The sequence below is a fragment of the Pantoea sp. At-9b genome, from assembly GCF_000175935.2.
In the GTDB taxonomy this organism is placed as follows: Bacteria; Pseudomonadota; Gammaproteobacteria; order Enterobacterales; family Enterobacteriaceae; genus Pantoea.
The window spans coordinates 59,549-81,046 of sequence record NC_014842.1; the positions used below are offsets into that span (position 1 = coordinate 59,549).

The 21,498-nt window shown below is 60.9% G+C and carries 27 protein-coding genes; all 27 read left to right on the top strand.

The window, feature by feature from the left end:
• Positions 1-12 precede the first annotated feature (12 nt).
• Positions 13-405, top strand: a complete 393-nt coding sequence (locus tag PAT9B_RS29090) for a type IV conjugative transfer system pilin TraA (RefSeq protein ID WP_013512868.1) — start codon at positions 13-15, stop codon at positions 403-405.
• An 8-nt stretch (positions 406-413) separates the two neighbouring features.
• Positions 414-716: a type IV conjugative transfer system protein TraL gene (gene traL, locus PAT9B_RS29095; RefSeq protein WP_013512869.1), complete on the top strand. Its 303-nt coding sequence runs from the start codon at positions 414-416 to the stop codon at positions 714-716.
• Between the two features lie 51 nt (positions 717-767).
• The gene (locus PAT9B_RS29100; protein ID WP_013512870.1) at positions 768-1,367 is read left to right on the top strand and encodes a TraE/TraK family type IV conjugative transfer system protein; all 600 of its coding nucleotides are present in this window, start codon (positions 768-770) and stop codon (positions 1,365-1,367) included.
• 3 nt (positions 1,368-1,370) lie between these two features.
• On the top strand, positions 1,371-2,108 hold the full coding sequence (gene traK, locus PAT9B_RS29105; protein ID WP_013512871.1) for an F-type conjugal transfer protein TraK: 738 nt from the start codon (positions 1,371-1,373) through the stop codon (positions 2,106-2,108).
• The gene (traB, locus tag PAT9B_RS29110; protein ID WP_013512872.1) at positions 2,105-3,472 is read left to right on the top strand and encodes an F-type conjugal transfer pilus assembly protein TraB; all 1,368 of its coding nucleotides are present in this window, start codon (positions 2,105-2,107) and stop codon (positions 3,470-3,472) included. The genes traK and traB overlap by 4 nt, the downstream gene beginning before the upstream one ends.
• Before the next feature lie 18 nt (positions 3,473-3,490).
• A complete protein-coding gene (gene rfaH / locus PAT9B_RS29115; protein WP_013512873.1) occupies positions 3,491-4,003 on the top strand; it encodes a transcription/translation regulatory transformer protein RfaH in 513 nt (170 codons plus the stop codon).
• A 41-nt stretch (positions 4,004-4,044) separates the two neighbouring features.
• Positions 4,045-4,401, top strand: a complete 357-nt coding sequence (locus PAT9B_RS29120; RefSeq protein ID WP_150105922.1) for a hypothetical protein — start codon at positions 4,045-4,047, stop codon at positions 4,399-4,401.
• Positions 4,402-4,411: 10 nt separating this feature from the next.
• The gene (locus PAT9B_RS29125; RefSeq protein ID WP_013512875.1) at positions 4,412-4,885 is read left to right on the top strand and encodes a hypothetical protein; all 474 of its coding nucleotides are present in this window, start codon (positions 4,412-4,414) and stop codon (positions 4,883-4,885) included.
• Positions 4,878-5,039 (top strand): hypothetical protein, encoded by a 162-nt coding sequence (locus PAT9B_RS31060; RefSeq protein ID WP_013512876.1) that lies wholly within the window; start codon positions 4,878-4,880, stop codon positions 5,037-5,039. The genes PAT9B_RS29125 and PAT9B_RS31060 overlap by 8 nt, the downstream gene beginning before the upstream one ends.
• A 312-nt stretch (positions 5,040-5,351) precedes the next feature.
• On the top strand, positions 5,352-5,900 hold the full coding sequence (traV, locus tag PAT9B_RS29130; RefSeq protein ID WP_013512877.1) for a type IV conjugative transfer system lipoprotein TraV: 549 nt from the start codon (positions 5,352-5,354) through the stop codon (positions 5,898-5,900).
• On the top strand, positions 5,900-6,187 hold the full coding sequence (locus PAT9B_RS29135; protein ID WP_013512878.1) for a hypothetical protein: 288 nt from the start codon (positions 5,900-5,902) through the stop codon (positions 6,185-6,187). The genes traV and PAT9B_RS29135 overlap by 1 nt, the downstream gene beginning before the upstream one ends.
• The gene (gene traC / locus PAT9B_RS29140) at positions 6,177-8,822 is read left to right on the top strand and encodes a type IV secretion system protein TraC (RefSeq protein ID WP_013512879.1); all 2,646 of its coding nucleotides are present in this window, start codon (positions 6,177-6,179) and stop codon (positions 8,820-8,822) included. The genes PAT9B_RS29135 and traC overlap by 11 nt, the downstream gene beginning before the upstream one ends.
• A 15-nt stretch (positions 8,823-8,837) precedes the next feature.
• Positions 8,838-9,293, top strand: coding sequence for a TrbI F-type domain-containing protein (locus PAT9B_RS30195; protein WP_013512880.1), 456 nt, complete (start codon positions 8,838-8,840; stop codon positions 9,291-9,293).
• Positions 9,290-9,910 carry a type-F conjugative transfer system protein TraW gene (traW, locus tag PAT9B_RS29150; RefSeq protein WP_013512881.1) on the top strand — a complete coding sequence of 207 codons (621 nt, stop codon included), beginning with the start codon at positions 9,290-9,292 and terminating at the stop codon, positions 9,908-9,910. Before PAT9B_RS30195 ends, traW begins: the two co-directional genes overlap by 4 nt.
• Positions 9,907-10,197: a hypothetical protein gene (locus PAT9B_RS29155; RefSeq protein ID WP_013512882.1), complete on the top strand. Its 291-nt coding sequence runs from the start codon at positions 9,907-9,909 to the stop codon at positions 10,195-10,197. Before traW ends, PAT9B_RS29155 begins: the two co-directional genes overlap by 4 nt.
• A 131-nt stretch (positions 10,198-10,328) precedes the next feature.
• Positions 10,329-10,604, top strand: coding sequence for a hypothetical protein (locus tag PAT9B_RS29160; RefSeq protein ID WP_013512883.1), 276 nt, complete (start codon positions 10,329-10,331; stop codon positions 10,602-10,604).
• Between the two features lie 154 nt (positions 10,605-10,758).
• Positions 10,759-11,100 carry a hypothetical protein gene (locus PAT9B_RS29165; RefSeq protein WP_013512884.1) on the top strand — a complete coding sequence of 114 codons (342 nt, stop codon included), beginning with the start codon at positions 10,759-10,761 and terminating at the stop codon, positions 11,098-11,100.
• Entirely contained in the window at positions 11,097-12,089 is a 993-nt protein-coding gene (gene traU, locus PAT9B_RS29170) for a conjugal transfer pilus assembly protein TraU (RefSeq protein WP_013512885.1), read from the top strand. The genes PAT9B_RS29165 and traU overlap by 4 nt, the downstream gene beginning before the upstream one ends.
• A 9-nt stretch (positions 12,090-12,098) precedes the next feature.
• Entirely contained in the window at positions 12,099-12,722 is a 624-nt protein-coding gene (trbC, locus tag PAT9B_RS29175; RefSeq protein ID WP_013512886.1) for a type-F conjugative transfer system pilin assembly protein TrbC, read from the top strand.
• Positions 12,719-14,557, top strand: coding sequence for a type-F conjugative transfer system mating-pair stabilization protein TraN (traN, locus tag PAT9B_RS29180; RefSeq protein WP_013512887.1), 1,839 nt, complete (start codon positions 12,719-12,721; stop codon positions 14,555-14,557). The genes trbC and traN overlap by 4 nt, the downstream gene beginning before the upstream one ends.
• Positions 14,557-15,354 (top strand): type-F conjugative transfer system pilin assembly protein TraF, encoded by a 798-nt coding sequence (gene traF / locus PAT9B_RS29185; RefSeq protein ID WP_013512888.1) that lies wholly within the window; start codon positions 14,557-14,559, stop codon positions 15,352-15,354. Before traN ends, traF begins: the two co-directional genes overlap by 1 nt.
• Before the next feature lie 10 nt (positions 15,355-15,364).
• Positions 15,365-15,835, top strand: coding sequence for a hypothetical protein (locus PAT9B_RS29190; protein WP_013512889.1), 471 nt, complete (start codon positions 15,365-15,367; stop codon positions 15,833-15,835).
• The gene (locus PAT9B_RS29195) at positions 15,832-16,044 is read left to right on the top strand and encodes a hypothetical protein (RefSeq protein WP_013512890.1); all 213 of its coding nucleotides are present in this window, start codon (positions 15,832-15,834) and stop codon (positions 16,042-16,044) included. Before PAT9B_RS29190 ends, PAT9B_RS29195 begins: the two co-directional genes overlap by 4 nt.
• Positions 16,034-16,660, top strand: a complete 627-nt coding sequence (trbB, locus tag PAT9B_RS29200) for an F-type conjugal transfer protein TrbB (RefSeq protein WP_013512891.1) — start codon at positions 16,034-16,036, stop codon at positions 16,658-16,660. The genes PAT9B_RS29195 and trbB overlap by 11 nt, the downstream gene beginning before the upstream one ends.
• Before the next feature lie 35 nt (positions 16,661-16,695).
• A complete protein-coding gene (locus PAT9B_RS29205) occupies positions 16,696-17,010 on the top strand; it encodes a hypothetical protein (RefSeq protein ID WP_013512892.1) in 315 nt (104 codons plus the stop codon).
• Complete coding sequence (gene traH / locus PAT9B_RS29210) at positions 17,007-18,374, top strand: conjugal transfer pilus assembly protein TraH (protein WP_013512893.1); 1,368 nt, start codon at positions 17,007-17,009, stop codon at positions 18,372-18,374. The genes PAT9B_RS29205 and traH overlap by 4 nt, the downstream gene beginning before the upstream one ends.
• On the top strand, positions 18,367-21,480 hold the full coding sequence (gene traG / locus PAT9B_RS29215; protein ID WP_013512894.1) for a conjugal transfer mating-pair stabilization protein TraG: 3,114 nt from the start codon (positions 18,367-18,369) through the stop codon (positions 21,478-21,480). Before traH ends, traG begins: the two co-directional genes overlap by 8 nt.
• Positions 21,481-21,498: the final 18 nt, after the last annotated feature.

The window sequence follows — 21,498 nt, forward strand, 5'->3', positions numbered from 1 at the left end:
AGGGTTTTTTACATGAAAGTTGTCACAGGCAAACCCGCGCTGGCGGAGGGGGCTGCGGAAGCCTGCCCGGCGTTCCGGACCGCAGCACCATCCGGTTTTATCGGCACGCTTTACCGCAGCTTTAGTCTTCTCTGGCGTCACCGCGTTAACGTGCTGCTGATTGCTCTGGCGGTGCTGTTCTTCGCGCTCCCGCATCTGGTGCGCGCCGAAGACCTGCTCTCCAGCCAGAAACAGGACGCGAAGGATACGTTCGGCCACGGCAGCACCATCGAGTGGGGGCTGTACATTGCCGAGGTCATCATCTCCATCGGCGCCTACATCAAAACCCGCAACCCGATGCTGTTCGTGGGCGGCCTCGGCTTCCTCATCGTCGTCACCCGCGTTCTCTTCAGCCTCGCCGGTTAATCCCCGTCATGGACAGGGAATCGCTTCAGTACCAGTTCCCGGAAACCCTCAATCAGCAGAAACGCCTGCTCGGACTCCCGCCAGAGGAGGCCGGCGTCATCGTTGCGTGCGCCGGTATCGGCCTGCTCTGCGACATGTTCATCGTGATGCTGGTTGTGGCCGGCGCGTTGTGGCTGTTAATCCGCCATCTGAAGAAGGGGCAGGGCACCTGGTGGCTCCTGAACCTCCTTTACTGGTATCTGCCGACCGCGCTGCTCCGGCTGCAGTTCAGGCGGGTGCCCGACTCGGGCAACCGGCACTGGATGCAGTAACCCGTGCGCCACCTGCGGGTGGCGCGTATTACAGACAGAAGGAAAACCGATATGAGGTACAAGGTCCGGGAGGGGCGCAATCGTGTAACAGTGCTGGCGCTGGCGGGGCTGGGTTCGCTTCTGGCCCTGAGCCTTGCCGCGAACGGCATCACCGGCGCCCTCGCGTGGCACTTTGCCCGCACCCAGAAAACCATCACCGTTCCCATGCTGTTTGACCGGCCGTTTGTCTCCACCGCCGCCTCCGGAGACGACGCCCTGAACGGACTGCTGGTCCGCTCGTTTATCAATCTCCGCCTGTCCGTCACGCCCGAGACCGTGGACAGCCAGCACGCCGCCCTGCTGCGCTTTGTCCCGCCGGAAGACCGTGACGCCATGAAAAAACAGCTTGCCGCCGAAGCTGAGTACATCAGAAAGAACGGCGTCTCCTCCGTGTTCCGCCTTGACGATGAAACCACCGACACCACCACCGGTGACATCATCGCCCGGGGAACGCTGAGCGCCGGCACCACCAACGGCAACCTGAAACTTTCGCTGCCGGACACGAAAAAAGCCTGGCGACTCAGCGTGCACTACGTGGACGGCCTTATCCGCCTGACGGCCTTCACGGAAGTACCCTGGACGCAACCTGACCGCCGCCCGCAACAGGAATGAACCATGAAGAAAACCGTTTCCGTGCTCACCGCTCTGGCAGCGCTCACGCTGGTGCCTGCTGTGGCCTCAGCTGTGGTGCCCGGCCCGGCCGGCACCGTATTTGAGAATAACGCGCACCTCAAAGCGCAGATGAGCAACACCAGCCCGAACAAAATCGTCATTGACGGGGAGCTTATCACCGCCGTCACCGGTCCGGAGGGCGCGTACACAAAAGACAGCACCGCCGACGGCGCACTGCTCATCACCCCGCTGACCGGGCAGGATTTCACCCTCTTTATCGAAACGGCCGGCGGGGTGAGCGTCTCGCTCGACGTGTCCCCGAAACCCGGCAGCGGCCGCACGCTGGAGCTTATTCCGGCGGACGTGCCGCTGAAGCCGAACCCGGATGCGAAGGCGTGGGAGGAGAGCCAGCCGTTCCAGAAGACGCTGGTCAGCGTGGCGCGCACCGTGGCAAACGGCGGCGTGCCTGACGGCTATACCGACATGAAGGCCAGCCGGGCTCCGGCGTACAACCCGCCTGCCGGCGTCCTGCTCACGCCGGAGCGACAGCTGGCAGGCTCGCACCTGCGCGTGATGCGTTACCGGATGAAAAACACCGGTTACGTCACCCGCACCCTCAGTGAAAAGCAGTTCTGGCAGCAGGGCGTGCGCGCCGTGATGCTCTCCACCCGCACCCTGTATGCGAACGGCGAAGGGTACGTGTGGGTGATTTTCTCCACGGATAAGGAGGGCGGGGCATGAGCAGCATCAATACCCTGACCCGCCGCCGGCAGTGGATGATTGCCGGCGCGGCCGCGGCGGTGATGCTCGCCACCGGCGGCGGTATCTGGGCGTATTCACGCCATCAGGCTGAACTGAACCATCCGGCACAGAAGTCCGCGCCGGATATGACCGGCAGCCTGGTCAGCACGTCCTTCACCAGCGGCGTGGCCACCTCGGCGCTGCAGCAGCAGCAGAATAAAACCGCCGGGCTGGAGAAAGACCTCTCAACACTTACCGGGACGCTGAAAACGCAGAATGAGGACCTGAAGAAGCAGCTCAGTACGATGGCAGATGCCATCGCTCAGTTACAGAAGCAGCAGTCTCAGGAAGGTAACAAACCGCCGGCCGGACCAGGACAGACCACCACCCCGCCGGCCGGTCCCGCTGCGAATGCCCCGGTGGCCACCGGCCCGGCGGGACCGGCGCAGTGGCGTGTGAGCGATCCGTCAGGGGGGCCTTCTGCCGGTCAGGGAAGCCGGTTTTACCCCGGCACCGGCACGGTACGCGCCGGTGGCCTGCAGCGTGACACCTTCACGTATGCTTCGCTCGCGGCGAAAAAAACGAACCTGCCGTGGATACCGTCGGGTTCGTTCTCCGAGGCGGTCATGATTGAGGGGGCAGACGCCAACGCCAGCGTGACCGGTCAGCAGAATACCTCGCCCGTGGTCATCACCCTTATCGGCGATGTCTCCCTGCCCAACGGCAAAACGTACAGCCTCGACCAGTGCCGCGTCACCGGGGAAATCTACGGTGATATTTCCAGCGAGCGCGGCGAAGTCCGCACGAAAAACATCAGCTGCATCCTGAAAAACGGTAAGCACATCGATATGCCGTTTGACGGACATGTGGCTTACCAGGGCAAGCAGGGTATCCGCGGCAAGCCGGTCATGCGCAACGGGGCCATCATTGCCAATGCCGGTGCGGCCGGCCTGCTGTCCGGTTTCGGTGAGGGCATCAAATCGGCCGCCACGCCGACCGTGGGTCTGGGGGCCTCGGCGTCTGTGGGCGCGGGCGATATCCTCAAGCAGGGACTCGGCGGCGGGGCCAGCAAGGCCGCTGACACGCTGAGTCAGTACTGGATCAAGCGTGCCGAGCAGTACCACCCGGTGATTGATATCGGCGCCGGTAACGCCGTCACCGTGGTGTTCCAGCAGGGCTTCCGGCTGGAGACCATTGAGGATGCGGAAGCAGAGAAAGAGAAGAAAGCCGCGCCACAGCCTAGCGCGCAGCAGACTGCCGCGGTCACGCCGGCAAACAGCGGTGGCGGCAATGCCCCGGTACTGAACCCCGACGAAGTGCTGCGTCAGGCCAGCCAGCTGCGCCTGGGTGACACCATCAACTGACAGGAACAGGAGACGGCTATGGAAAACTGGTACGTGGCGCAGACGAAGTACGCGCAGGAGAAGCGGGCGCAGCAGCAGCTGCAGAGTCAGGGAGTGACCTGCCTGCTCCCGGTCTTCTCCGAGGTCCGGCTGCAGAACGGGGGCATCCGGCGCATCGCCGAGCAACCGCTGTTCCCGAACTATATTTTTGTGCGTTTTGACCCGGAGGTGGTGCATACCACGGCCATCAAGGCCACGCGGGGTGTCTCAACGCTTATAAGCTTCGGCGGTCTGCCGTCCGTGGTGCCGGACAGCGTGATAACCCGGCTCAATCAGGGGTGGGAGAGCGCGCCGCTCACCACGGATGCACCGGCGCACGGTGACCGGGTGGTTATCCGCGACGGCGTGTTCGAAGGGCTGGAGGCGGTGTGGTATGAGCCGGATGGCATGAAGCGGGCGATGCTGCTTCTGACCCTGATGAACCGCCAGGTGCCCGTGCCGGTGAACAGCCATATGCGCTTTCATATCACCGCGCGGGGGGCCGCTGCATGAACAGGGCATGTCGTCAGGTGCTGAGCGCCTCAGCGTGTGCGATGACGCTCACGATCGCCATGATGGTTGTCAATAAAACCACGCTGGCTCTGCTGCTCAGGGCCGGTCACATGCCGGCTCCACTGGCGTCCTGGCCACTCTGGCGGGTGTCTGTACTGATTGCGGCCGGGATAGTGTCTGCACAGTACTTTCTTCAGAAGGGTAAGGCTCGCTGGCGTATCCCGCTGGCGCATGTCATTGCCTGGCTGTTCATTCCCGCATGGTATGGGGCCTTCGCGTTCTGGTACTGGCAGATCCCCGTCATCGACATGCAGGACCTGTGCTTACCATCATTATCCGGAATGGCCATAACACTGTTATTTATCTGGTTTCATTTAATAGAGACCTTTACGGAATGAGGGCTGGAGCGTGAACAGAAATCAGAACCCGACTGCCCGTCAGCGGTGGGCGCAGCACTGCCGGCTGCGACGCATGGCGGACGAATGGTCAGCAGGCTATCCGCCGTATATAGAGAGTCTGACGGTATGGTTCGTCACGGCATGTTTATCGGCGATGGCGGCGACCGGGCTCTTTACCGGCAGACCGGTGCTTTACGTTGCGACAGCCGGGTTTGTCCTGCTGTCACTCATCCTGCTGATACGATGGGTGGGCAGACCACATTCCTGGCCGGATATTACAGCTCAGGAACTGAAAACGTACTGCCCCGCTGACGCAGTGGCGTTCCGGGAACTTCAGTGCTGTGTGGCGGAAACCGGGCATCTCACGGCGCGTGTGCTGTCATACTGGCTGGAAAAAGAGCGGAGTGCGCTCACCCGGCGTGAATACGCGTTTACATCCCGTCAGGTCAGAAATGATGAGACTGAGGATATCCCGTATGAATAACCACACCCGTCGTGAGCAGCTTATCCGGTTATGTGCCCTGCGCATCCGATATCGCCGGGCCTGGCAGTCAAATGCCGATGCCTGTCAGTTGGCGGCTCTGCTGACTGAAACAGAACGTCAGCAGCGTCTGTTGGCCGTGAAGGAGGCAGAGTGAATGTAAATCCAGCCTAAACCGCTGACCATCTGCGGGTGCTGATGACCATCATCACCTTCATCTTCTGGTTCCTGCTGACGATGTGCTTCCGGAAAGGTATCAGGTTAAAGAGCATGGTGCGTGACTGTTTCCATTCTTCTCCTTAACTGATCCGAATATCTTTTATTACCGGAGCCGTACAGTGACGGCTCCCTGAGTTCTGTACCACCGCCCCTTGTGCCTTTCGCCGGCATCAGCCTGCTGTTACCCGACGCTCTGTTTGAAGCCATAAACCACACCATTCGCGGTTCGGCCGCCACTAAGGACACCAACATGCAAAAACTCTTTGCGTGCGCACTGCTGTGCGCTGCGCTCACCGGCTGCGCCGGTATGAACTCCGACTTTGACTGCAACAAAACCGCCACCGACCAGTGCCTCTCGATGTCGGACGCCAGCCACCTGGCGTCAAAACACCAGAGCCTCGACGACCTGAGCGCCGCGAAGGACAGCGGCCCAAAGCCTGCGGCTGAGGCGCTGGCGACGCCCGGCAACCTGAAGCCTGCCGTTAATCCGAACCGCACCGTCAGTGTGGCCACGATCGCACCCCGCGCCGTGGCGGGACAGCCCGTCAGTCCCGCATTGCTCCGTGCCTCCACGGTACCGGTGCACACCGCTGCAGTGACGGCCGGCAACATCACGCCGGCCGATTACAGCGGACCCGGCCAGGTGGATGCCCGGCGTATTCCGGACGCCACGCAGCGCCTGTGGATAGCGCCCTGGGTGGATGAGCAGGACAGCTTCCATCAGCCTGCTGTCGTGGAGTTCGTGAAGCAGAAGTCCCGCTGGGACGAAGACTTTCGCGTGATAAGCGAGGGAGAGTAATGACGATGTATGTTCACTGTAGTGAGAAGACGGCATTATTGCCGCCACGACCCGTTAGCGGGACGGGCAGGGCTGCTTACCTGACAGAGCCGATGCCCGGCACGCTGACATCGGCTGCGCTGCATCACGCCATTCAGTCCGGTGCCGGTGCAGGTGTCAGGGGGCCGGGGACGCTTTGCCGGAATGTCTTTTACCACGGTATTACCGGCCGGGGTAAGAGTGCCCTGTCAGAGAACGTCATGCAGGCGCTGATGACAGCACAGACGGGAGGACGTGATGCTCAGTAACGTTATCGATCACCTTGCCGGTATCCTGAGCAGCAGCCGCGACGAGGGCGGGGCAAAAGCCGCCTCAAAAATGCTGCGGGAAAACTTCAGCTACCCCTCGCTGACCAGCCTGCTGCCTTACCGTGAGTACGATGAGAAATCCGACCTGTTTATCAACGGCCGGTCCGTCGGTTTCATCATGGAGGTGGCACCGCTCGCCGGCGCTAACCAGCAGGTGGTGCAGGCACTGGACGACCTGCTGCGCAAAAAACTCCCCCGTAAAACACCGGTCACCGTGCTGATGGTCGCCAGCAAGTGCGTGGGGGACATGCTGGAGAACGGGCTGAGCCGCGACATGTGGAAAGGCAGCATGGCACCGCGCCTCAACGCCATCACCAGAGCCTACTGGGAACGCTCAGCGCTGAAAGGGCTGGTGAATAACCGCGAATATCCGCTCTATCTGCGTAACTACCGCGTGTTTCTGGTGTATGCCCACCCGGGTACCGGCGGCATCCGGGTCATGGATGAGGTGGCGCAGATCCGCGAAACCCTGCGCGTGTCGATGATGGCCGCGCACATGGACACCCGACGGGTGGCGGCGGCCGAATTCCTGACGGTCATTCGTGAGCAGCTCAACTACCGTCCTGGGCAGGTGAATGCCGGTACGGAAAACTGGAATCCGGAGCAGGAGCTGCACCGCCAGTGCGTGGACCACAGTACCGAGCTGGAGGTGCACCCGGGTTACCTGCGCCTCACCACGGCGCGCCAGCCCGGTGACAGGCGCATGGGGGATGAGGCGGATACCGCCGTTGCCAGCACGCGCATCGTGAATATGCAGCTGACAAAGGTACCGAAGAAGTTTGCCCTCTGGCAGGCGGCGGACAACCTGCAGAACATGCGTTTTCCGGACCTTGGCATCCCCTGTCCGTTTCTGCTGAGCTGGACCATCTGCGTCGAGGAGCAGGTCAGCAGCCAGAACGAAGCGTTCCGTAAGGAACAGGACATGGGTAAAAAGGCCAACTCCTCCTACGGAAAACTCTTCCCCAACACGCAGCGCACCTATGAGGAGTGGCGTGACCTGCGCATGGGGCTGAACAGCAACGAAATCGCCATGTGCAGTTTCAGCATGAACCTGACGCTGTTCTGCCCGGATGACGACAGTGAACAGCAGGCCTGTGAGCTCGCCGCCATCAACGTGTTCCGCAAGAACGATCTGGAGATGTCTGCACCGCGCTACCAGCAGCTGCGCAACTGGCTCACCACCTTCCCGTTCCTGATGCAGGAGGGGCTGTGGGACGACATGAAGCACATGAATGCCACCCTGCGCTGCAAGAGCTTCAACGCGGTCAACCTGATGCCGGTGGTCGCCGAGCGGCAGATGGCCCCTTCGGGAAGCCCGCTGCCGACCTACCGTAACGCGCTGGCGTTTTTTGACATGTTCAGCGAGAGCAACGGTGCCACCAACTTCAATATCGCGGTCACCGGCACCACCGGTGCCGGTAAAAGCTTCTTTATCCAGGAGATCCTGCGTCAGGTACTTAATTCCGGCGGGTTTGGCTGGGTTATCGATATGGGGGGCAGCTACCGCAACTTCTGTAAACAGGCGGGGGGCGCCTATCTCGATGGGGCCACGCTGCGCTTTAACCCGTTTGCCAACGTGCGCGATATCAAGGAATCGGCCGAGGGCATACAGGGGCTGCTGACCGTGCTGGCAAGTCCGAACGATGCGCTGGACAAGGTCAGTGAGACCATCCTGCTCAAGGGCGTCGTGGCTGCCTGGGAGGCGAAGCTGAACCGGGCGCGTATCGATGACGTGGTGCTGTACATGAAATCGCAGGATGTCCGGTCAGAGTACGGCAACCAGCCGACCATCATGAACCGCATCAACGAGCTGGTGCTGCTGCTGGACCGCTGGTGTACCTGGGGAGCCAACGGTGATTACTTCAACTCGGACAAACCGACGCTTGACGGTGACACCCGTTTTGCGGTGCTGGAGCTGCTGAGTCTGGAAAACCAGCCGCATCTGCTGTCCGCCATCCTGTACTCACTCATTCTGGCGATTCAGGAAAAGATGTACCACTCGCCGCGCAGTCTGAAGAAGGTGGCCATTATCGACGAAGCCTGGCGTCTGTTCAGCGGCTCCAACCCGCACGCGGCGCGCTTTATCGAAACCGGCTATCGCACGGTGCGCCGCCATCGCGGGGCGTTCATCACCATCACGCAGGGTATCAAAGACTTCACCGGTACCAAAGACCAGGCGGCACCGCCGGCAGCGGCAGCAGCGTGGGACTGTTCCGGTACCAAAGTCACGCTACTGCAGGATGCGAAAGCGTTCAAAACCTACCTCAATGCCAATCCGGATCAGTTCAGCGAAATGGAGACGCAGGTTATCCGCGGTTTCCAGCCCGCCCGCGATACGGGGTTCAGTTCGGTGATGATTTCCAGCGGGGAATACAGTTCCTTCCACCGGGTGTTTGTGGACCCGGTGACGCGTGCGATGTTCAGCACCCGCGGGGAAGACTATCAGTATATGAGCGATGCGCAGGAGGCGGGGGCAACCAGCGAGGAGGCCGCGTACCTGCTGGCCTGTGAGCCGCACATGTATCAGGCCGAAATGCAGGAGCTTGAGCGCTGGGCCGGTCTGCCGGCGGCGTAAACAGAGGACATAACGATGCAGGAAGAGAAACATCCGCCCGCAGGGTCGGACAGTGAAACGGCCGATGACAGCACGCTGCGTGATGCCATCGGTAAAAAGGCAGAAATATCGACAGGACGCGGTCGGGTGGCCCGTATTGCCGCCCTCACCACAGTGGTCATCGCACTCAGCGCCGGTATCAGTGCCCTGGTTGCCCGGGCGATGCAGCCGGAATACGTGGTGTTTGACATGAAGGGTACCCTCGACACCTTCCGGCAGCAGACTGCGCAGACTGCGCAGACGCCGCTGACGCAGGATGCCCTGACCGCCCTGACCACGCGCTTCGGGACGGCGCTGAATGCCAGCCTGACAGGCTGGCAGTCGGAGCACGGTGGCGTCATCCTGGTGAAGGGGGCCGTTGTCAGCGGTGCGACTGATATCACGCCGGTGATACAGGCGGAGATCTCCCGTCAGATGCAGGGGACACCATGAGGTCCCGGCTGGCAGTGCTGCTGCTTGTCCTGGCGTTCCCGCTGTTCACCAGCGCAAAAGACCTCGGCACCCTCGGGCATCTGTTCCCGATTGCAGAACCTGACCTGCTGACCTTTATCGGTCAGCGGCTGCAGGGGATGAAGGAGAGCGGGGAGCTGGACAGGATACAGCGCGAGGCCGAAGCGCGGGTAAAGGCCCATGCGGTGAGACCTGAACCCGTAGCGGGGCTTACGCCGGCGGTGAAAGACCGGACGTTCCGCTATGACCCGACCTTTACCGTGCAGGAAACGGTCCGGGACATGCAGGGTAACGTGATTGCCCGCGCCGGTGACCGGGTGAACCCGCTGGATAAGGTGCCGTACAGCGAGACGCTGTACTTCATCGATGGCGATAATCCGGTGCAGATGACGTGGGTCCGGCAGCAACTGACCGGTCAGCAGAACTTTAAGGTCATTCTGGTGAAGGGCAATATCCGGGACACCAGTCTGGCGCTGGATGAACCGGTGTACTTCGACCAGTACGGCACGTTAACAACAAAATTCGGCTTTGAGCACACGCCGGTACGCATCACGCGCGATGACCGCTGGCTTAAGGTGGAGGAGGTGGCACTGAAATGAGTCACAATGCACGGGGGGCGCTGGCCCCTGAACAGGTAAAACGTCATGCCACGACCGTGCGCATCAATGACGCAGATAAGGACGGCCTGCGCAGCATGACGGAGGAGCATCCGCTCTACACAGAGTCGGTGATTATCCGCGCGGCGCTGCAGGTACTGCTGGCCTGCAGCAACGATGTCAGAACTGCTATCGTCATTGCCTCACTGAACGAGAAAAACGTCAGCGAGGTAATGCGCAGGCACGGTATGGGAGCACTGAGCGAGCAGGGCGCGGCGCGTGCCGTCTGAACTGCTTCTGCCACCCGCTGCGGACTCCATGACGCGGGCCGGCGAAGGCAGCTGTGCCAGCAGAAAGATATCCCGCATCGTATAACCATTATACAGTATGCGCTACAACGGGGGACGGGGCGGGGGTGACGATGACGGCAGGTGATGGATCTGTTCAGTTCAGCTTTGAGCAGCGGGCGCTGATCTGCCTGCTGCTGATATTACTGGTCATACTGTGGAGCCGCCTGGCGACCCGGATCCTTGAGTGGTGGCGGTTAAAACGGCTGAAGCGGGAGGGATACCGCCTGCATTTTCACACCGGAGCGGGACTGCGGCAGGAGGGCTTCATCCTGCTTGGCGAGACGGTCATGGCCCTTGTCCTGTCTGCCGCCTCAGTCTGGTTGTTTGATACCGTCATCCCGCTCTGAATTCACAGTCTTCAGAAAAGGTATCCTCCCCGCCGTGCGCAGGCTGTTCGTTCCTCGCGCCGCTGCGGTACGCCTCAGCCTGCACCCCGCAGGCAGGCCTGAATAACGTCTGATCCTCCGGCAGTTCCGCTGCCACCACTACGGAAAACCCTTTATGACACACCCTGCTGAATTATCGGCTCAGCCGGTCGTGCGCGATCGCTGGGGCTGCTGGACACACCCTGATTTTTTTACGCCTGCAGACAACCGCGAATATCCGCTGCCGGGCGAGTTTGAATCCTGGCTGGCGGCACATCATCTGACATCCGCCACGACCTGGATGGATAACGACGTGCCGGAACACATGTCCGTCCGCTTCGGGAAAACGGGCGACTGCAGTGACTGGCAGCCCTCACGCCCGGCCGGTGAAGGCTGGTTTATGGGCAGTATTCACGACACGGAAGAGGGGGCGGTCTGCATCTGGCTGCGCCAGCGGGAGGAGGGCGGGACAGCATGAAACGGTTCTTTCTTGTTGCCTGCCTGCTGCTCTCTGCCATTCTGGCAAAGCCGGTCATGGCGGCGGCCAGTAATGCCGGCGACGGTCGCTGGGTGAATCCCATCAGCGACGTCTGCTGGAAGTGCCTGTTCCCGATGACGCTCGGCAGCATTCAGCTGGCTTCCGGTTCGCATCCGGACACGCCGAACCCGGGCTCCCCCATTCAGCTCTGCCCGGTGGGCATACTTTACCGGCTGGGGCTGGCCATCGGATTCTGGGAGCCGATGGCGATGACTGACGTAACCCGTGAACCCGGGGTGATGGTCAATATGGGCGGCTTTAAAATCGATCTCGGGCGGACCGGCACCGGCACCGGCGGGCAGAGTGATCGCCCCGTCGCTGGCGCGTTCTATCACGTTCACTGGTACAAGTACCCGCTTATCTGGTGGCTGAACATCATCACCAGCGTCGGCTGCATGCAGACCGGGGACATGGACATTGCTTACCTCTCTGAGGTTGACCCGCTCTGGAACGACAGCACGCTGTCCATGATCATTAACCCGGAGGTGGCGCTGTTCAGTAACCTGGTGGCGCAGGGGGCCTGTGCGGCCGATGCGCTGGCGTCCGCCACGGGGATGCCGCTGGACCCGCTGTTCTGGTGTGCCGGTGCGCAGGGTTCGATGTATCCCTTTACGGGCTATACCAGCAACGAGTTTTCCCCGCTGGAGGCCTCGCTGCTGGTCAGCGAACGCATGGCCTTCAAGCTGCACCGGGAAGGACTGGTGATGGAAACGGTGGGGGCGGATACCGCCGTCTGTTATGAATACCCCTCCCCGATCATGCCGAAATCACGCTGGCGCTATCAGATGGTGAACATGTACCCGGAACCCTCGGACTGTCACCCGTTCGGCACCACCACCCAGCTGTGGGGCAGTACACACAATTCCCCGACCTCGAAAAAGAACTTCGGTTATCTCCTGTGGCGCAAACGTAACTGCGTTTTCCTGTAAGGACCCTGTATGAAAACCTTTCTGATGACGGCGCTGATGCTCAGTGCCGTGTTCCCGTGCGCGGCCCGTACCGCGGTGCAACCTGTCGTGTCCGGCGACGATATGGCCTACATGAAACAGCAGCAGCGCGACCTTGAACTGTTTAAAAGCCAGCTGCAGGGCATGAATATCACCCTGCCGGCGGCACAGGAGGGGCGCGTGGCGCAGCTGCAGAATGATATCGCAGCGTCACAGGCGGACCAGAACAGCGCCAGCAGGACCACACCGGCGGCCATTTACTTTGTGAGTCTGGGCATCCCGGAGGAAGGGCTGCTGCCGATGCTCGCAGACGCCCGCCGGTTCGGCATCCCGGCCACGCTGCGCGGTCTGCTGGATAATGACTTCCGCAAAACCGCGTCGGCCATGTTTGAACTGTCAAAAAAAGATAAGCAGGCCGGGGTGCAGATTGACCCGACACTGTATCAGCAGTTCGGCATTAAGGCGGTGCCGGCGCTGGTTGTCACCTGTGGCGGAAAGTTCGACGTGCTCTACGGCAGCCTGCCGGTGAAACAGGCGCTGGAGGAAGTAAAACAGCGCGGTGACTGCGCCGGGATTGCCGCTCAGCTGCTGAAAAACGGGGAGGCAGCCCGATGAAAAGACTGCTTCCTTTTCTGCTGCTGGCTGTGGTGCAGTGTGCCGTCGCGGACGACGTCAGTGATGCTTACAACGCCGGGGCGGCGGTTGCCGGCAGCAGTAAAAGTCAGGGGACGTCGGCGGCGACCGGGACCGACCCGTCCTCGGTTATTCCCGGCTACACGGCCAGCCCTTCGCAGAGAAGTTATTACGGCGGTGTGCAGGGCGGAGACGGAGACATCAGCTCAAAGGGCCAGTCAGCGCTCGGGCAGGATGATGTAGGTCAGAGCATCATCAGCTCCGGCACGACCAACCCCGCGACAACGATCGACCCGACGGCGGATTTTATTCAGAACGGAAAAAATGCCGAGGCGAACAGCGCCAGCATCACGGACGGCACAAATACGCAGTGCACCACCAAAGTTGTATCGAAATCGGTGTTTGAGAACTACAGCTGTGACCGGGATGTGAACCAGGTACAGACCTGCGCCCGCACGGGCACGGTAACGGGGCACTATGAAGACACCACGACTACGGAGACGATAACCATTGACTCGGATTCGCTGGCTTTTGATTCGAACACGCTGACGGTGAACTGGGGGCCGGTGCCGGAAGGAACGGTGACCTCGGCCGTGTTTACCTATACGTTCAGAAAAGGCCTGGCCTACAGCAACCCCGTCTGGTTTCTCAACGTGACCACGCTCGGCCAGAAGCTGACAATGTACGACGATTCCGGATCATATACCCTGGCGTCCGGGCTGAGTCTCAGTGCGGGCGATACCCTTTCGTTCACCCTGGGCAATCAGGCCAACGCCAATAACCCCGGTTCAATCTGGACTGCGGGTCAGGCCAATAACATGTATCACTTTGTGCTGACCCTTACGATACAGAAAATGGATCGTAAATATGTCACGGACGTGACCTGGTCTGAATCCTGCGGTTTTGATAAATCCACCGCCATTGCCACTGCCGGAACAACCTGTGTGGACCCCGGAGGAGACCGGACGGTGACCGTGGATGGGCAGACGTACACGCAGAGTGCCGACTGCTGGCAGTATTCGGATGCGTATATCGTGCCGGTGAGCTCCACCGGGAACTGCGCCACGCTGATGGCGGACCGAAACTGCACACTGTCGGCACGCAGCTGTACCGAATCTGAAGGCAGTACCTGCCTGCATGAGGCCGATACGTATCAGTGTCAGACGACCTTCAGTTCTGAAGGACTGCTGTGTGCCGGACAGTATTTCTGCCAGGCCGGTGACTGCAGTGAGACTGACGGGGCCGGTGACAGCGGTTTTGATACGGCGGTGGCCAAACTCGCCGGGCTGGCCTCGGCCGGTGAGGACGTCAGGGATGATCAGGTCAACATAAAAGCCTTTACCGGGCAGGCGCTGTACTGCCGCAAGGCGATGGCGGGCTTCTCCAACTGTTGTGTGGACACCGGCTGGGGCAACAGCGCCGGGCTGGCGAACTGTAACAGCGACGAGATGGCCATCGGTAAAGCCAAAGCGAAAAAGGTGACGGTACTGGTCGGCGAAGCCTGCAATGTTTCTGTGATGGGTGTCTGCGTGCAGAAAAAGCAGGCGTACTGCGTCTTTCAGGGCAAACTCGCCCGCATCATTCAGGAACAGGGGCGTCGCGACCAGCTGCACATCAGCTTCGGCAGCGGCGATTCACCCGACTGCCGCGGCATCACGGTACCGGAGCTGCAGAGCATCAACTTCGACCTGATTAACTTCCAGGACTTCTACAGCGACCTGATGGCTAACCAGAAAATCCCGGATTCGGCGACGATGGTGCAGCAGGCAAAAGACCGCATTGCCGCGCAGGTGGCGGCGCAGACGGGAGGGAAATAATGAAAAAGTGGTTACCTGGCCTGCTGCTCCTGGTCTGCGTGACCGGTGCACAGGCGGATGAAACGCCGCCTCCCGCCGATGCGGTGGTGACGCCGGCCGACCCGTTTACCGGCTGGCACTGGTACAACGAGCCTAAGAAAAAGCCGGACACCCCGGCGCCGAAACCACCGGCACCGCGCGTGCCGGACTTCAGTCAGCTTTCACCGGAGAAGCAGGCGGAGGTGCTGAAGGGCTACACAAAACAGGCGCTGGACCGCGCCATTCTGTACCCCTCGGCGGAAAACACGGCCACGTTCCTGCGCTGGCAGAAGTTCTGGACCGACCGCGCCTCGATGTTCAGTCAGTCGTTCGCGGTGGCGCAGCTGGATCATCCGGATCTCGACTACAACCTGGAGCACCCGCACTACAACAGCACGGCCCCGCTCCAGCAGGCGCGTGACCAGGAGGAGCAGACGCAGGCTATCAGCAGGCTGGCCGGGCAGTACGGGCTGTTCTATTTCTACCGGGGTAGCGACCCGATTGATGCGCAGATGGCGGGCGTGGTGGCGGATTTTGCGCGTCTGCGTCGCATCTCCCTCATCCCGGTCAGCGTGGACGGTACCGTGTCGCCGCAGGTGCCGGACAGCCGTCAGGACAGCGGGCAGAGCGCGCGCATGGGGATCAGCCACTTCCCGGCGCTGTTTCTGGTGGACCCGGCCACGAAGGATTACCGGCCGCTGGCCTACGGCTTCATGACCCAGGATGACCTGGCGAAGCGCTTTCTTAACGTGGCCACTGGTTTTAAACCCAACTTCTGAGGATTCTGTAATGCTGACACTTTCACCGGCCTGGCACGGGCGCCTGCGCGCTGCGGACCGGGTGCGTAATCTGCTGCTGCAGACACTGGTCATCCATCCTGCTCTGCTGTTTTTTCTGCTGTTTGTGCTGGCCGCGCATAACACCGGCAGCGCCGGACAGATGCTGCTGAACGAAGCCGAGAGGCTGGTGCGGGACGCGCCGGCCGGGCAGGTGTGGGGCTGTGCACCGCAGACCACGCGCGTGGCGGATTTTCCTCCCGCCTCCCTCCAGACGCTTCGTGACGGCGCACCTGTTACTGCTGATTTGAAGACAGCTCCGCCGCCATTCACCTGCGTGAAGGCACCGGAAAGTCGCGAGGCCTGGATAAACGAGACAAACGGCACGCTGCTGATGTTCTATAAGACCGGGGTGCTGTTTTCGATCCTCGCCAGTCTGGTGATGTGGGGCATCCGCCGTCTGGCACAGGGAGCATGCGCATGAGCCGACTGCCTCTTATCGCCACGCTGTTTATGGCCGGCATCATTTTTAACTGTCTGCGCCAGCTGATGAACTATTCGCTGACGCTGACCCATCAGGTTCTGGTCACCGGCACCGTGGCCGGTTTTTCGCTGGCCGCAGCGGTGCTGGCGGCCGAGATCATTGCATACCGGCGTTCGCGCCGCAGCCGGGGGGCACACCATGAGGCGTAGTGCACTCCTTACGGCCCTGATACTGCTCAGTCCGCTGGCGGCCCGGGCGACGGTGGCCGATGAAATAGCCGTTCTTGACCAGGCCAAAGCGCAGCGCGGCGCGGCGCTGCCGGATTTTGGTATCCCGGGTTCACAGCCTGCGCGACCGATACCGGCAAAGCCGCCCCATCTGATGACGCTCACTGATGGCCGCACGGTAAACCTGAATGATTACGCCATCGTGGTGTTCATGCAGCGCAGCTGCACCCACAGCGCGAAATTTGATCCCCTGCTGCGGGACTGGGCCGACCGCACGGGGATAAAAGTGTATCCCTACACGCTGGACGGCTACGGTGACGCCTCTTTCCCGGTGGCGCTGATCCCGCGGAAAGCCGCGGCAAATGAGCCGATAGCCGGTGAGATCCTCACCTTCTTCGGTAACGGGCTGCCGATTGCGACGCCGACGACCTTCATGGTCAACGTCAACACCAACGTGGCGTATCCGCTTTATCAGGGTGAAACAGACATGAACACGCTCAGTCAGCGCCTGGCGCTGATGATTGAGGCCGACATTGACCACCTCACACCGGATACGCTTGGCCCGGTGCCTTCCAGCGCGGAAGTGACCCCACAGTAACCTGGCGGCGATAGCTGTCGTCTGACGGAAAAATCATGTACGAGACTCCCTTAACCTTCTCGCGACTGGAGACGGCGCTGCTGCTCGTCTGTGTGTCGCTGCTGGCAGCGGCTGGGTTGTATGCCTGGCTGGTCTGTGAGCTGATGAACCGCAACATCATGGCGGCGGCAGGCGGTCCTGACGGACTGATCATGAACGGCCTGCAGGTCTTCCCGCTGCTGTTTCTTTTTGCCCTTGCCGGCGGATTCGGATGCGGCGCGCTGGTCAGTGTCACGCTACGCCGACAGGGGTTCATGGATGCGCCGGACGCAACGATAAAATATCCCGCCTCCACGGAGACAAAACGATGAATTTACGGCAGTTACTTCTTTGTGCTGCAACGGCGCTGATTATCAGTACGCCGGCGATGGCCGACGTACAGGGCGACCTGAACGGCTATTTCGGCAGCCTCGGCTTTGACGGCAACGTCTCAAAGGCGCAGGCGTGGCAGGGGCAGGCGGCCGGTTACGTGACCGGCGGCTCGGTCTATCTGCGTAACCCGGTCAAGCAGGTGCAGCTTATCTCGATGCAGGTGCCGTCACTCAATGCGGGCTGCGGCGGGATTGATGCCTATCTGGGGGCCTTTTCCTTCATCAACGGTGCCGAGCTGCAGCGCTTTGTGAAGCAGATTATGAGTAATGCCGCCGGTTATGCCTTTGACCTGGCGCTGCAGACGATGGTCCCGGAGCTCAAGCAGGCCAAAGACTTCCTGCAGAAGCTGGCTTCGGATGTGAACTCCATGAATATGAGTTCCTGTCAGGCCGCACAGGGGATCATCGGCGGCCTGTGGCCGGTCTCGCAGGTATCGAACCAGAAAATCTGTCAGGACATTGCCGGGGAGAGCAATATCTTCTCGGACTGGGCGGCATCGCGGCAGGGCTGTACGGTGGGCGGGCAGGGTGACAGCGTCACCAGTCAGGCCTCTGACGCTGAAAAAGACCAGGTGCTCAAGAACAAAAATCTTATCTGGGATGCGCTGGGACGTAACCACCTGTTTGACGGTAACCGGCAGCTGAAAGAGCTGGTCATGAGCGTGGTGGGTTCCATCATCTTCAACAAGGACGGGCAGGTCACCATCCTCTCGCCGCTGGTTGATAATCGCGACATCATCACCGTGCTGATGCGCGGGGGAACCGCAAAAATCTATGGCTGCGATGAACCGGATCTCTGCCTGGGCCCGACCGTCGAAGACGTCACCGTCAGCAGTGACGTCGCACTGGTCACCCAGGTACGTAACCTGATGATTTCCATCGACAGCAAACTCAGCGCGGATACCGGCCTGTCGGATAAAGAGAAGGGCTTCATCAACACCACCTCGGTACCGGTGCTGAAGTACCTGACCAACTCGCGCAGCATGGGCATGAGCCCGACCTACCTGATACAGGTGGCGGACTTCATCGCGCAGGACATGATGATCCAGTACCTGCAGGAACTGGTGAAGCAGGCCAGCCAGTCACTGGCGGGCAAAAACTTCCCGGAGCAGGCGGCAGGCGAGCTGCGCAACAACGTCATGGCCGCGACCTCGCTGCTGGCGCAGATGAAGCTGCAGTCCACAGCAGACCAGAACGCGCTGGACGGTATCGACCGCAACATGCAGTACCTTCAGCAGCAGGTCTCAACCATCATCTCAACGTCTTATCAGGGCAACTACCAGTGGGGGACCGGCAATGACTGAAGTCTGGACCATTTACGGCGGGGACATGTGGCGGCAGGTGTTTAACGGCGTGGTCACCATCATCGGCTCGGATACGTTCAGCACGCTGAAGCGCATCGTCGGGCTGTTCGGCGTGCTGGGCGTGATGTTCAGTTTTATCAAATCACGCAACCCGATGGTGTTTCTGCACTGGGTTGCCATCTTTTTTGTCATCACATCGGTGCTGCTGGTACCGAAGCGCAGCGTGCAGATTATTGATATCACGGACCCGGCGGCGGTGTACGAAGTGGATAACGTGCCGGCAGGGCTGGCAGCCATTGCCGGTCTGGCGACGGGGGCCGGTTTCGGGGTGGCGCAGCTGTATGACTATGCGCTGGCCCGCCCGGACACCCTGACCTACACGAAGTCGGGAATGCTGTTTGGCTCGCAGGTGGTGGCACAGTCGTCTGACTTCCGCACGCAGAACCCGCAGCTGGCGCAGATGCTCACCGACTACGTGGAAGACTGCGTGGTGGGCGATATTCTGCTGAACAACAAATACACCGTGGCGCAGCTGCTGAACAGCACCGACCCGCTGACGCTCATCACCAGCAATCCGAGTCCGCTGCGCGGTCTGTACCAGGATGCGGGCGGCGGGCGCCAGTTCATCACCTGCCAGCAGGCGGCGGTAGTCATTCAGAACCTGATCGGGTCCGATATCAGCATCGGCGGTACCACCTGGCACGCGCTGGCCACGCGCCTGTTTGGCAGCCGCGTTGACGCAAATGCCCTGCTGAGCAGCGCGATGGATGACAGCTATAACTTTTTTTACGCCGGTGGACTGAGCGCCTCGCAGATTATGCGTAATAACGTTACCAATGCCGCCATCCTGGACGGCTGGAAAGGGTTTGCGGCGCGCTCGTCTGACACGGCCAACCTGCTCAACCTGGCCACGGAGTCCAGCCTGACCAAACAGCGCATCAGCTGGGGGGCAGGCGGGGTGATAGCGGCCCGCACCCTGCCGATGTTCCAGTCGCTGATGATGCTGGTGCTGATAGGCCTGTTTCCGCTGGTGATTGCGCTGTCGCTGGTCAACCACAGCATTTTCGGGCTGAACACGCTGAAACTCTACGCCGGGGGTTTTCTGTACTTCCAGATGTGGCCGGTGATGTTTGCCATCCTGAACTCGCTGGCCAACTTCTACCTGCAGTCGAAGACCGGCGGTACCGCGCTGGTGCTGGCGAATCAGGACCAGGTGGCGCTGCAGCATTCGGATGCGGCGAACATCGCGGGCTACCTCAGCATGTCGATACCGGTGCTGGCGTTTTTCCTGACGAAAGGCGCAGCATCGGTGGCGTCGCAGGCAGTGGGGGGCATTATGAGTTCGGCGGCGTTTGCGACCGGCGGGCAGGCGTCCACCACGGCAGACGGCAACTGGTCGTTCAACAACATGTCGATGGATAACGTCAACGCCAACAAGTTCGACACCAACATGACCCGCCGGTCCGGGCAGCAGGCATTCCAGACCGGTAACGGCTCGATGCACACGCAGACGGCTGACGGACACAGCGTCTATGACACCAGCGGAGCGATATCGAACCTGCCGGTGAATATGCGGCTCAGCGCGCTGGCCAGCAGCGGTTTCTCCGAGCAGGCACGGCAGGCGCAGCAGCAGGCGCAGAGTTCGCTGGACGGGTATAACCACAGCGTGACCAGCGGCTTCCAGCAGATGAACCAGCTGACGCACCAGAGCGGGAACAGCGACAGTGTGACGCAGGGCAGCGACAGCAGCGTGGCCACCAGTGTAAGCCGCGGGGCCAGCAGAATGCAGTCGGCCGTGGAGAGCTACGCGAAATCGCATAATGTCTCGGAGCAGCAGGCGTATAACCAGCTGATGGATATCACCAACCAGGGGGGGACGGGTGCCAGAGGCTATGTCAAATTTGACTCCGGCGACCAGCTGGCCGGTAAGCTCGGTAAGTGGGCCACCGGACTCAGCGCAGGTGGTGAAGGCAGCGTTGACTGGCGTCATACTTCCGGCAGCTCACACGGTACGCAGGACAGCCATGCCGAGGGCCGCGACAACCGCCACGACCGGAGCAGTCAGGAAGCCCGCGACTTCCGCGAAGGTATGGACATGGTGACATCTGCGCGCCTGACCGAGTCGGGCAGCCATACCGACAACCAGTCAGCCTCGCAGGCGCAGCAGTTTGCGGCGACGCTCAACGATGCGAAGAGTCAGTACCACCAGTACACGGAGAGCAGTACGCGCAGCCAGGAGTTCAGCCGCATGGCCACGCTGTCGCAGACGCAGAGCGCCAGCCTGGACGCCAACTACAACCAGGAGTTTGTGGACTGGACGACCGCGAAGTACGGCAGCGACGCACAGAACATCCTGACCAACGTCAGAAGCGCGCAGGGCGCGGCCACCGAGTTTATGCACGAACGGCTTGAGCCGGAAATCATGCGAAACTACGGTGCGCGGACTGACCAGGTCAGTGGCCAGCCGCTGCAGCCGACCCGCTCGTCGGATGAGCCGGCTATGCCTCTTAATGGCGATGCCCGGATTCAGGCGGGTTCACCGGTGTCAGGTCCCGACGTGCTGGCAGGGGAACATGCCGGAAACGTCAGCAACGGCGGTGTTCGTGAGCAGCATCAGGTCTCTGCGCCGGGCAGCATAAGGCAGAACGGTCATGAAGTGACAGCTGGCGAATCGCAGGTTCCCGCCAGCGGAAGTGCCCTGGCGACTGTGGAAAATGTTCACCGCCGTGAGCGCAATCTTACCGTCCCGGCGGGTGTGCCGTCGCAGGCAATGACCGATGATTTCCGCAGCGGTTCACAGCGCGTGAGCGGGCAGGCCGCAGGCGCGGGTATCCGGAGTAATGTGGCCGATAGGGTGGCAGCACAAAGATCTGGCCTGATGGAAACTGTCAGGGAAAATGACGGCAAAATCGCTGAAAATAAAACCACTGTTCAGACGTCCAGTGATATACTCAGAAATGAGCATCAGGGTGCGGTTAAGAGTCAGCAGATAGGCCGGACGGAAGAAGACTTGAGGCAGACTAGACCTTGGATTGACGGTAGCGAAACAGATAATTTTAAAGAGAAGCTTCAACGGCTTAGAGAGCATCAGAAAAAAGCCTCGTAAGTGTCTATAGGGAGAGGG

Bases quoted from the DNA above. Each gene is read 5' to 3' on its own strand.
- PAT9B_RS29090 (WP_013512868.1), top strand. From the start codon at position 13: ATGAAAGTTGTCACAGGCAAACCCGCGCTGGCGGAGGGGGCTGCGGAA.
- traL (WP_013512869.1), top strand. From the start codon at position 414: ATGGACAGGGAATCGCTTCAGTACCAGTTCCCGGAAACCCTCAATCAG.
- PAT9B_RS29100 (WP_013512870.1), top strand. From the start codon at position 768: ATGAGGTACAAGGTCCGGGAGGGGCGCAATCGTGTAACAGTGCTGGCG.
- traK (WP_013512871.1), top strand. From the start codon at position 1,371: ATGAAGAAAACCGTTTCCGTGCTCACCGCTCTGGCAGCGCTCACGCTG.
- traB (WP_013512872.1), top strand. From the start codon at position 2,105: ATGAGCAGCATCAATACCCTGACCCGCCGCCGGCAGTGGATGATTGCC.
- rfaH (WP_013512873.1), top strand. From the start codon at position 3,491: ATGGAAAACTGGTACGTGGCGCAGACGAAGTACGCGCAGGAGAAGCGG.
- PAT9B_RS29120 (WP_150105922.1), top strand. From the start codon at position 4,045: ATGACGCTCACGATCGCCATGATGGTTGTCAATAAAACCACGCTGGCT.
- PAT9B_RS31060 (WP_013512876.1), top strand. From the start codon at position 4,878: ATGAATAACCACACCCGTCGTGAGCAGCTTATCCGGTTATGTGCCCTG.
- traV (WP_013512877.1), top strand. From the start codon at position 5,352: ATGCAAAAACTCTTTGCGTGCGCACTGCTGTGCGCTGCGCTCACCGGC.
- PAT9B_RS29135 (WP_013512878.1), top strand. From the start codon at position 5,900: ATGACGATGTATGTTCACTGTAGTGAGAAGACGGCATTATTGCCGCCA.
- traC (WP_013512879.1), top strand. From the start codon at position 6,177: ATGCTCAGTAACGTTATCGATCACCTTGCCGGTATCCTGAGCAGCAGC.
- PAT9B_RS30195 (WP_013512880.1), top strand. From the start codon at position 8,838: ATGCAGGAAGAGAAACATCCGCCCGCAGGGTCGGACAGTGAAACGGCC.
- traW (WP_013512881.1), top strand. From the start codon at position 9,290: ATGAGGTCCCGGCTGGCAGTGCTGCTGCTTGTCCTGGCGTTCCCGCTG.
- PAT9B_RS29155 (WP_013512882.1), top strand. From the start codon at position 9,907: ATGAGTCACAATGCACGGGGGGCGCTGGCCCCTGAACAGGTAAAACGT.
- PAT9B_RS29160 (WP_013512883.1), top strand. From the start codon at position 10,329: ATGACGGCAGGTGATGGATCTGTTCAGTTCAGCTTTGAGCAGCGGGCG.
- PAT9B_RS29165 (WP_013512884.1), top strand. From the start codon at position 10,759: ATGACACACCCTGCTGAATTATCGGCTCAGCCGGTCGTGCGCGATCGC.
- traU (WP_013512885.1), top strand. From the start codon at position 11,097: ATGAAACGGTTCTTTCTTGTTGCCTGCCTGCTGCTCTCTGCCATTCTG.
- trbC (WP_013512886.1), top strand. From the start codon at position 12,099: ATGAAAACCTTTCTGATGACGGCGCTGATGCTCAGTGCCGTGTTCCCG.
- traN (WP_013512887.1), top strand. From the start codon at position 12,719: ATGAAAAGACTGCTTCCTTTTCTGCTGCTGGCTGTGGTGCAGTGTGCC.
- traF (WP_013512888.1), top strand. From the start codon at position 14,557: ATGAAAAAGTGGTTACCTGGCCTGCTGCTCCTGGTCTGCGTGACCGGT.
- PAT9B_RS29190 (WP_013512889.1), top strand. From the start codon at position 15,365: ATGCTGACACTTTCACCGGCCTGGCACGGGCGCCTGCGCGCTGCGGAC.
- PAT9B_RS29195 (WP_013512890.1), top strand. From the start codon at position 15,832: ATGAGCCGACTGCCTCTTATCGCCACGCTGTTTATGGCCGGCATCATT.
- trbB (WP_013512891.1), top strand. From the start codon at position 16,034: ATGAGGCGTAGTGCACTCCTTACGGCCCTGATACTGCTCAGTCCGCTG.
- PAT9B_RS29205 (WP_013512892.1), top strand. From the start codon at position 16,696: ATGTACGAGACTCCCTTAACCTTCTCGCGACTGGAGACGGCGCTGCTG.
- traH (WP_013512893.1), top strand. From the start codon at position 17,007: ATGAATTTACGGCAGTTACTTCTTTGTGCTGCAACGGCGCTGATTATC.
- traG (WP_013512894.1), top strand. From the start codon at position 18,367: ATGACTGAAGTCTGGACCATTTACGGCGGGGACATGTGGCGGCAGGTG.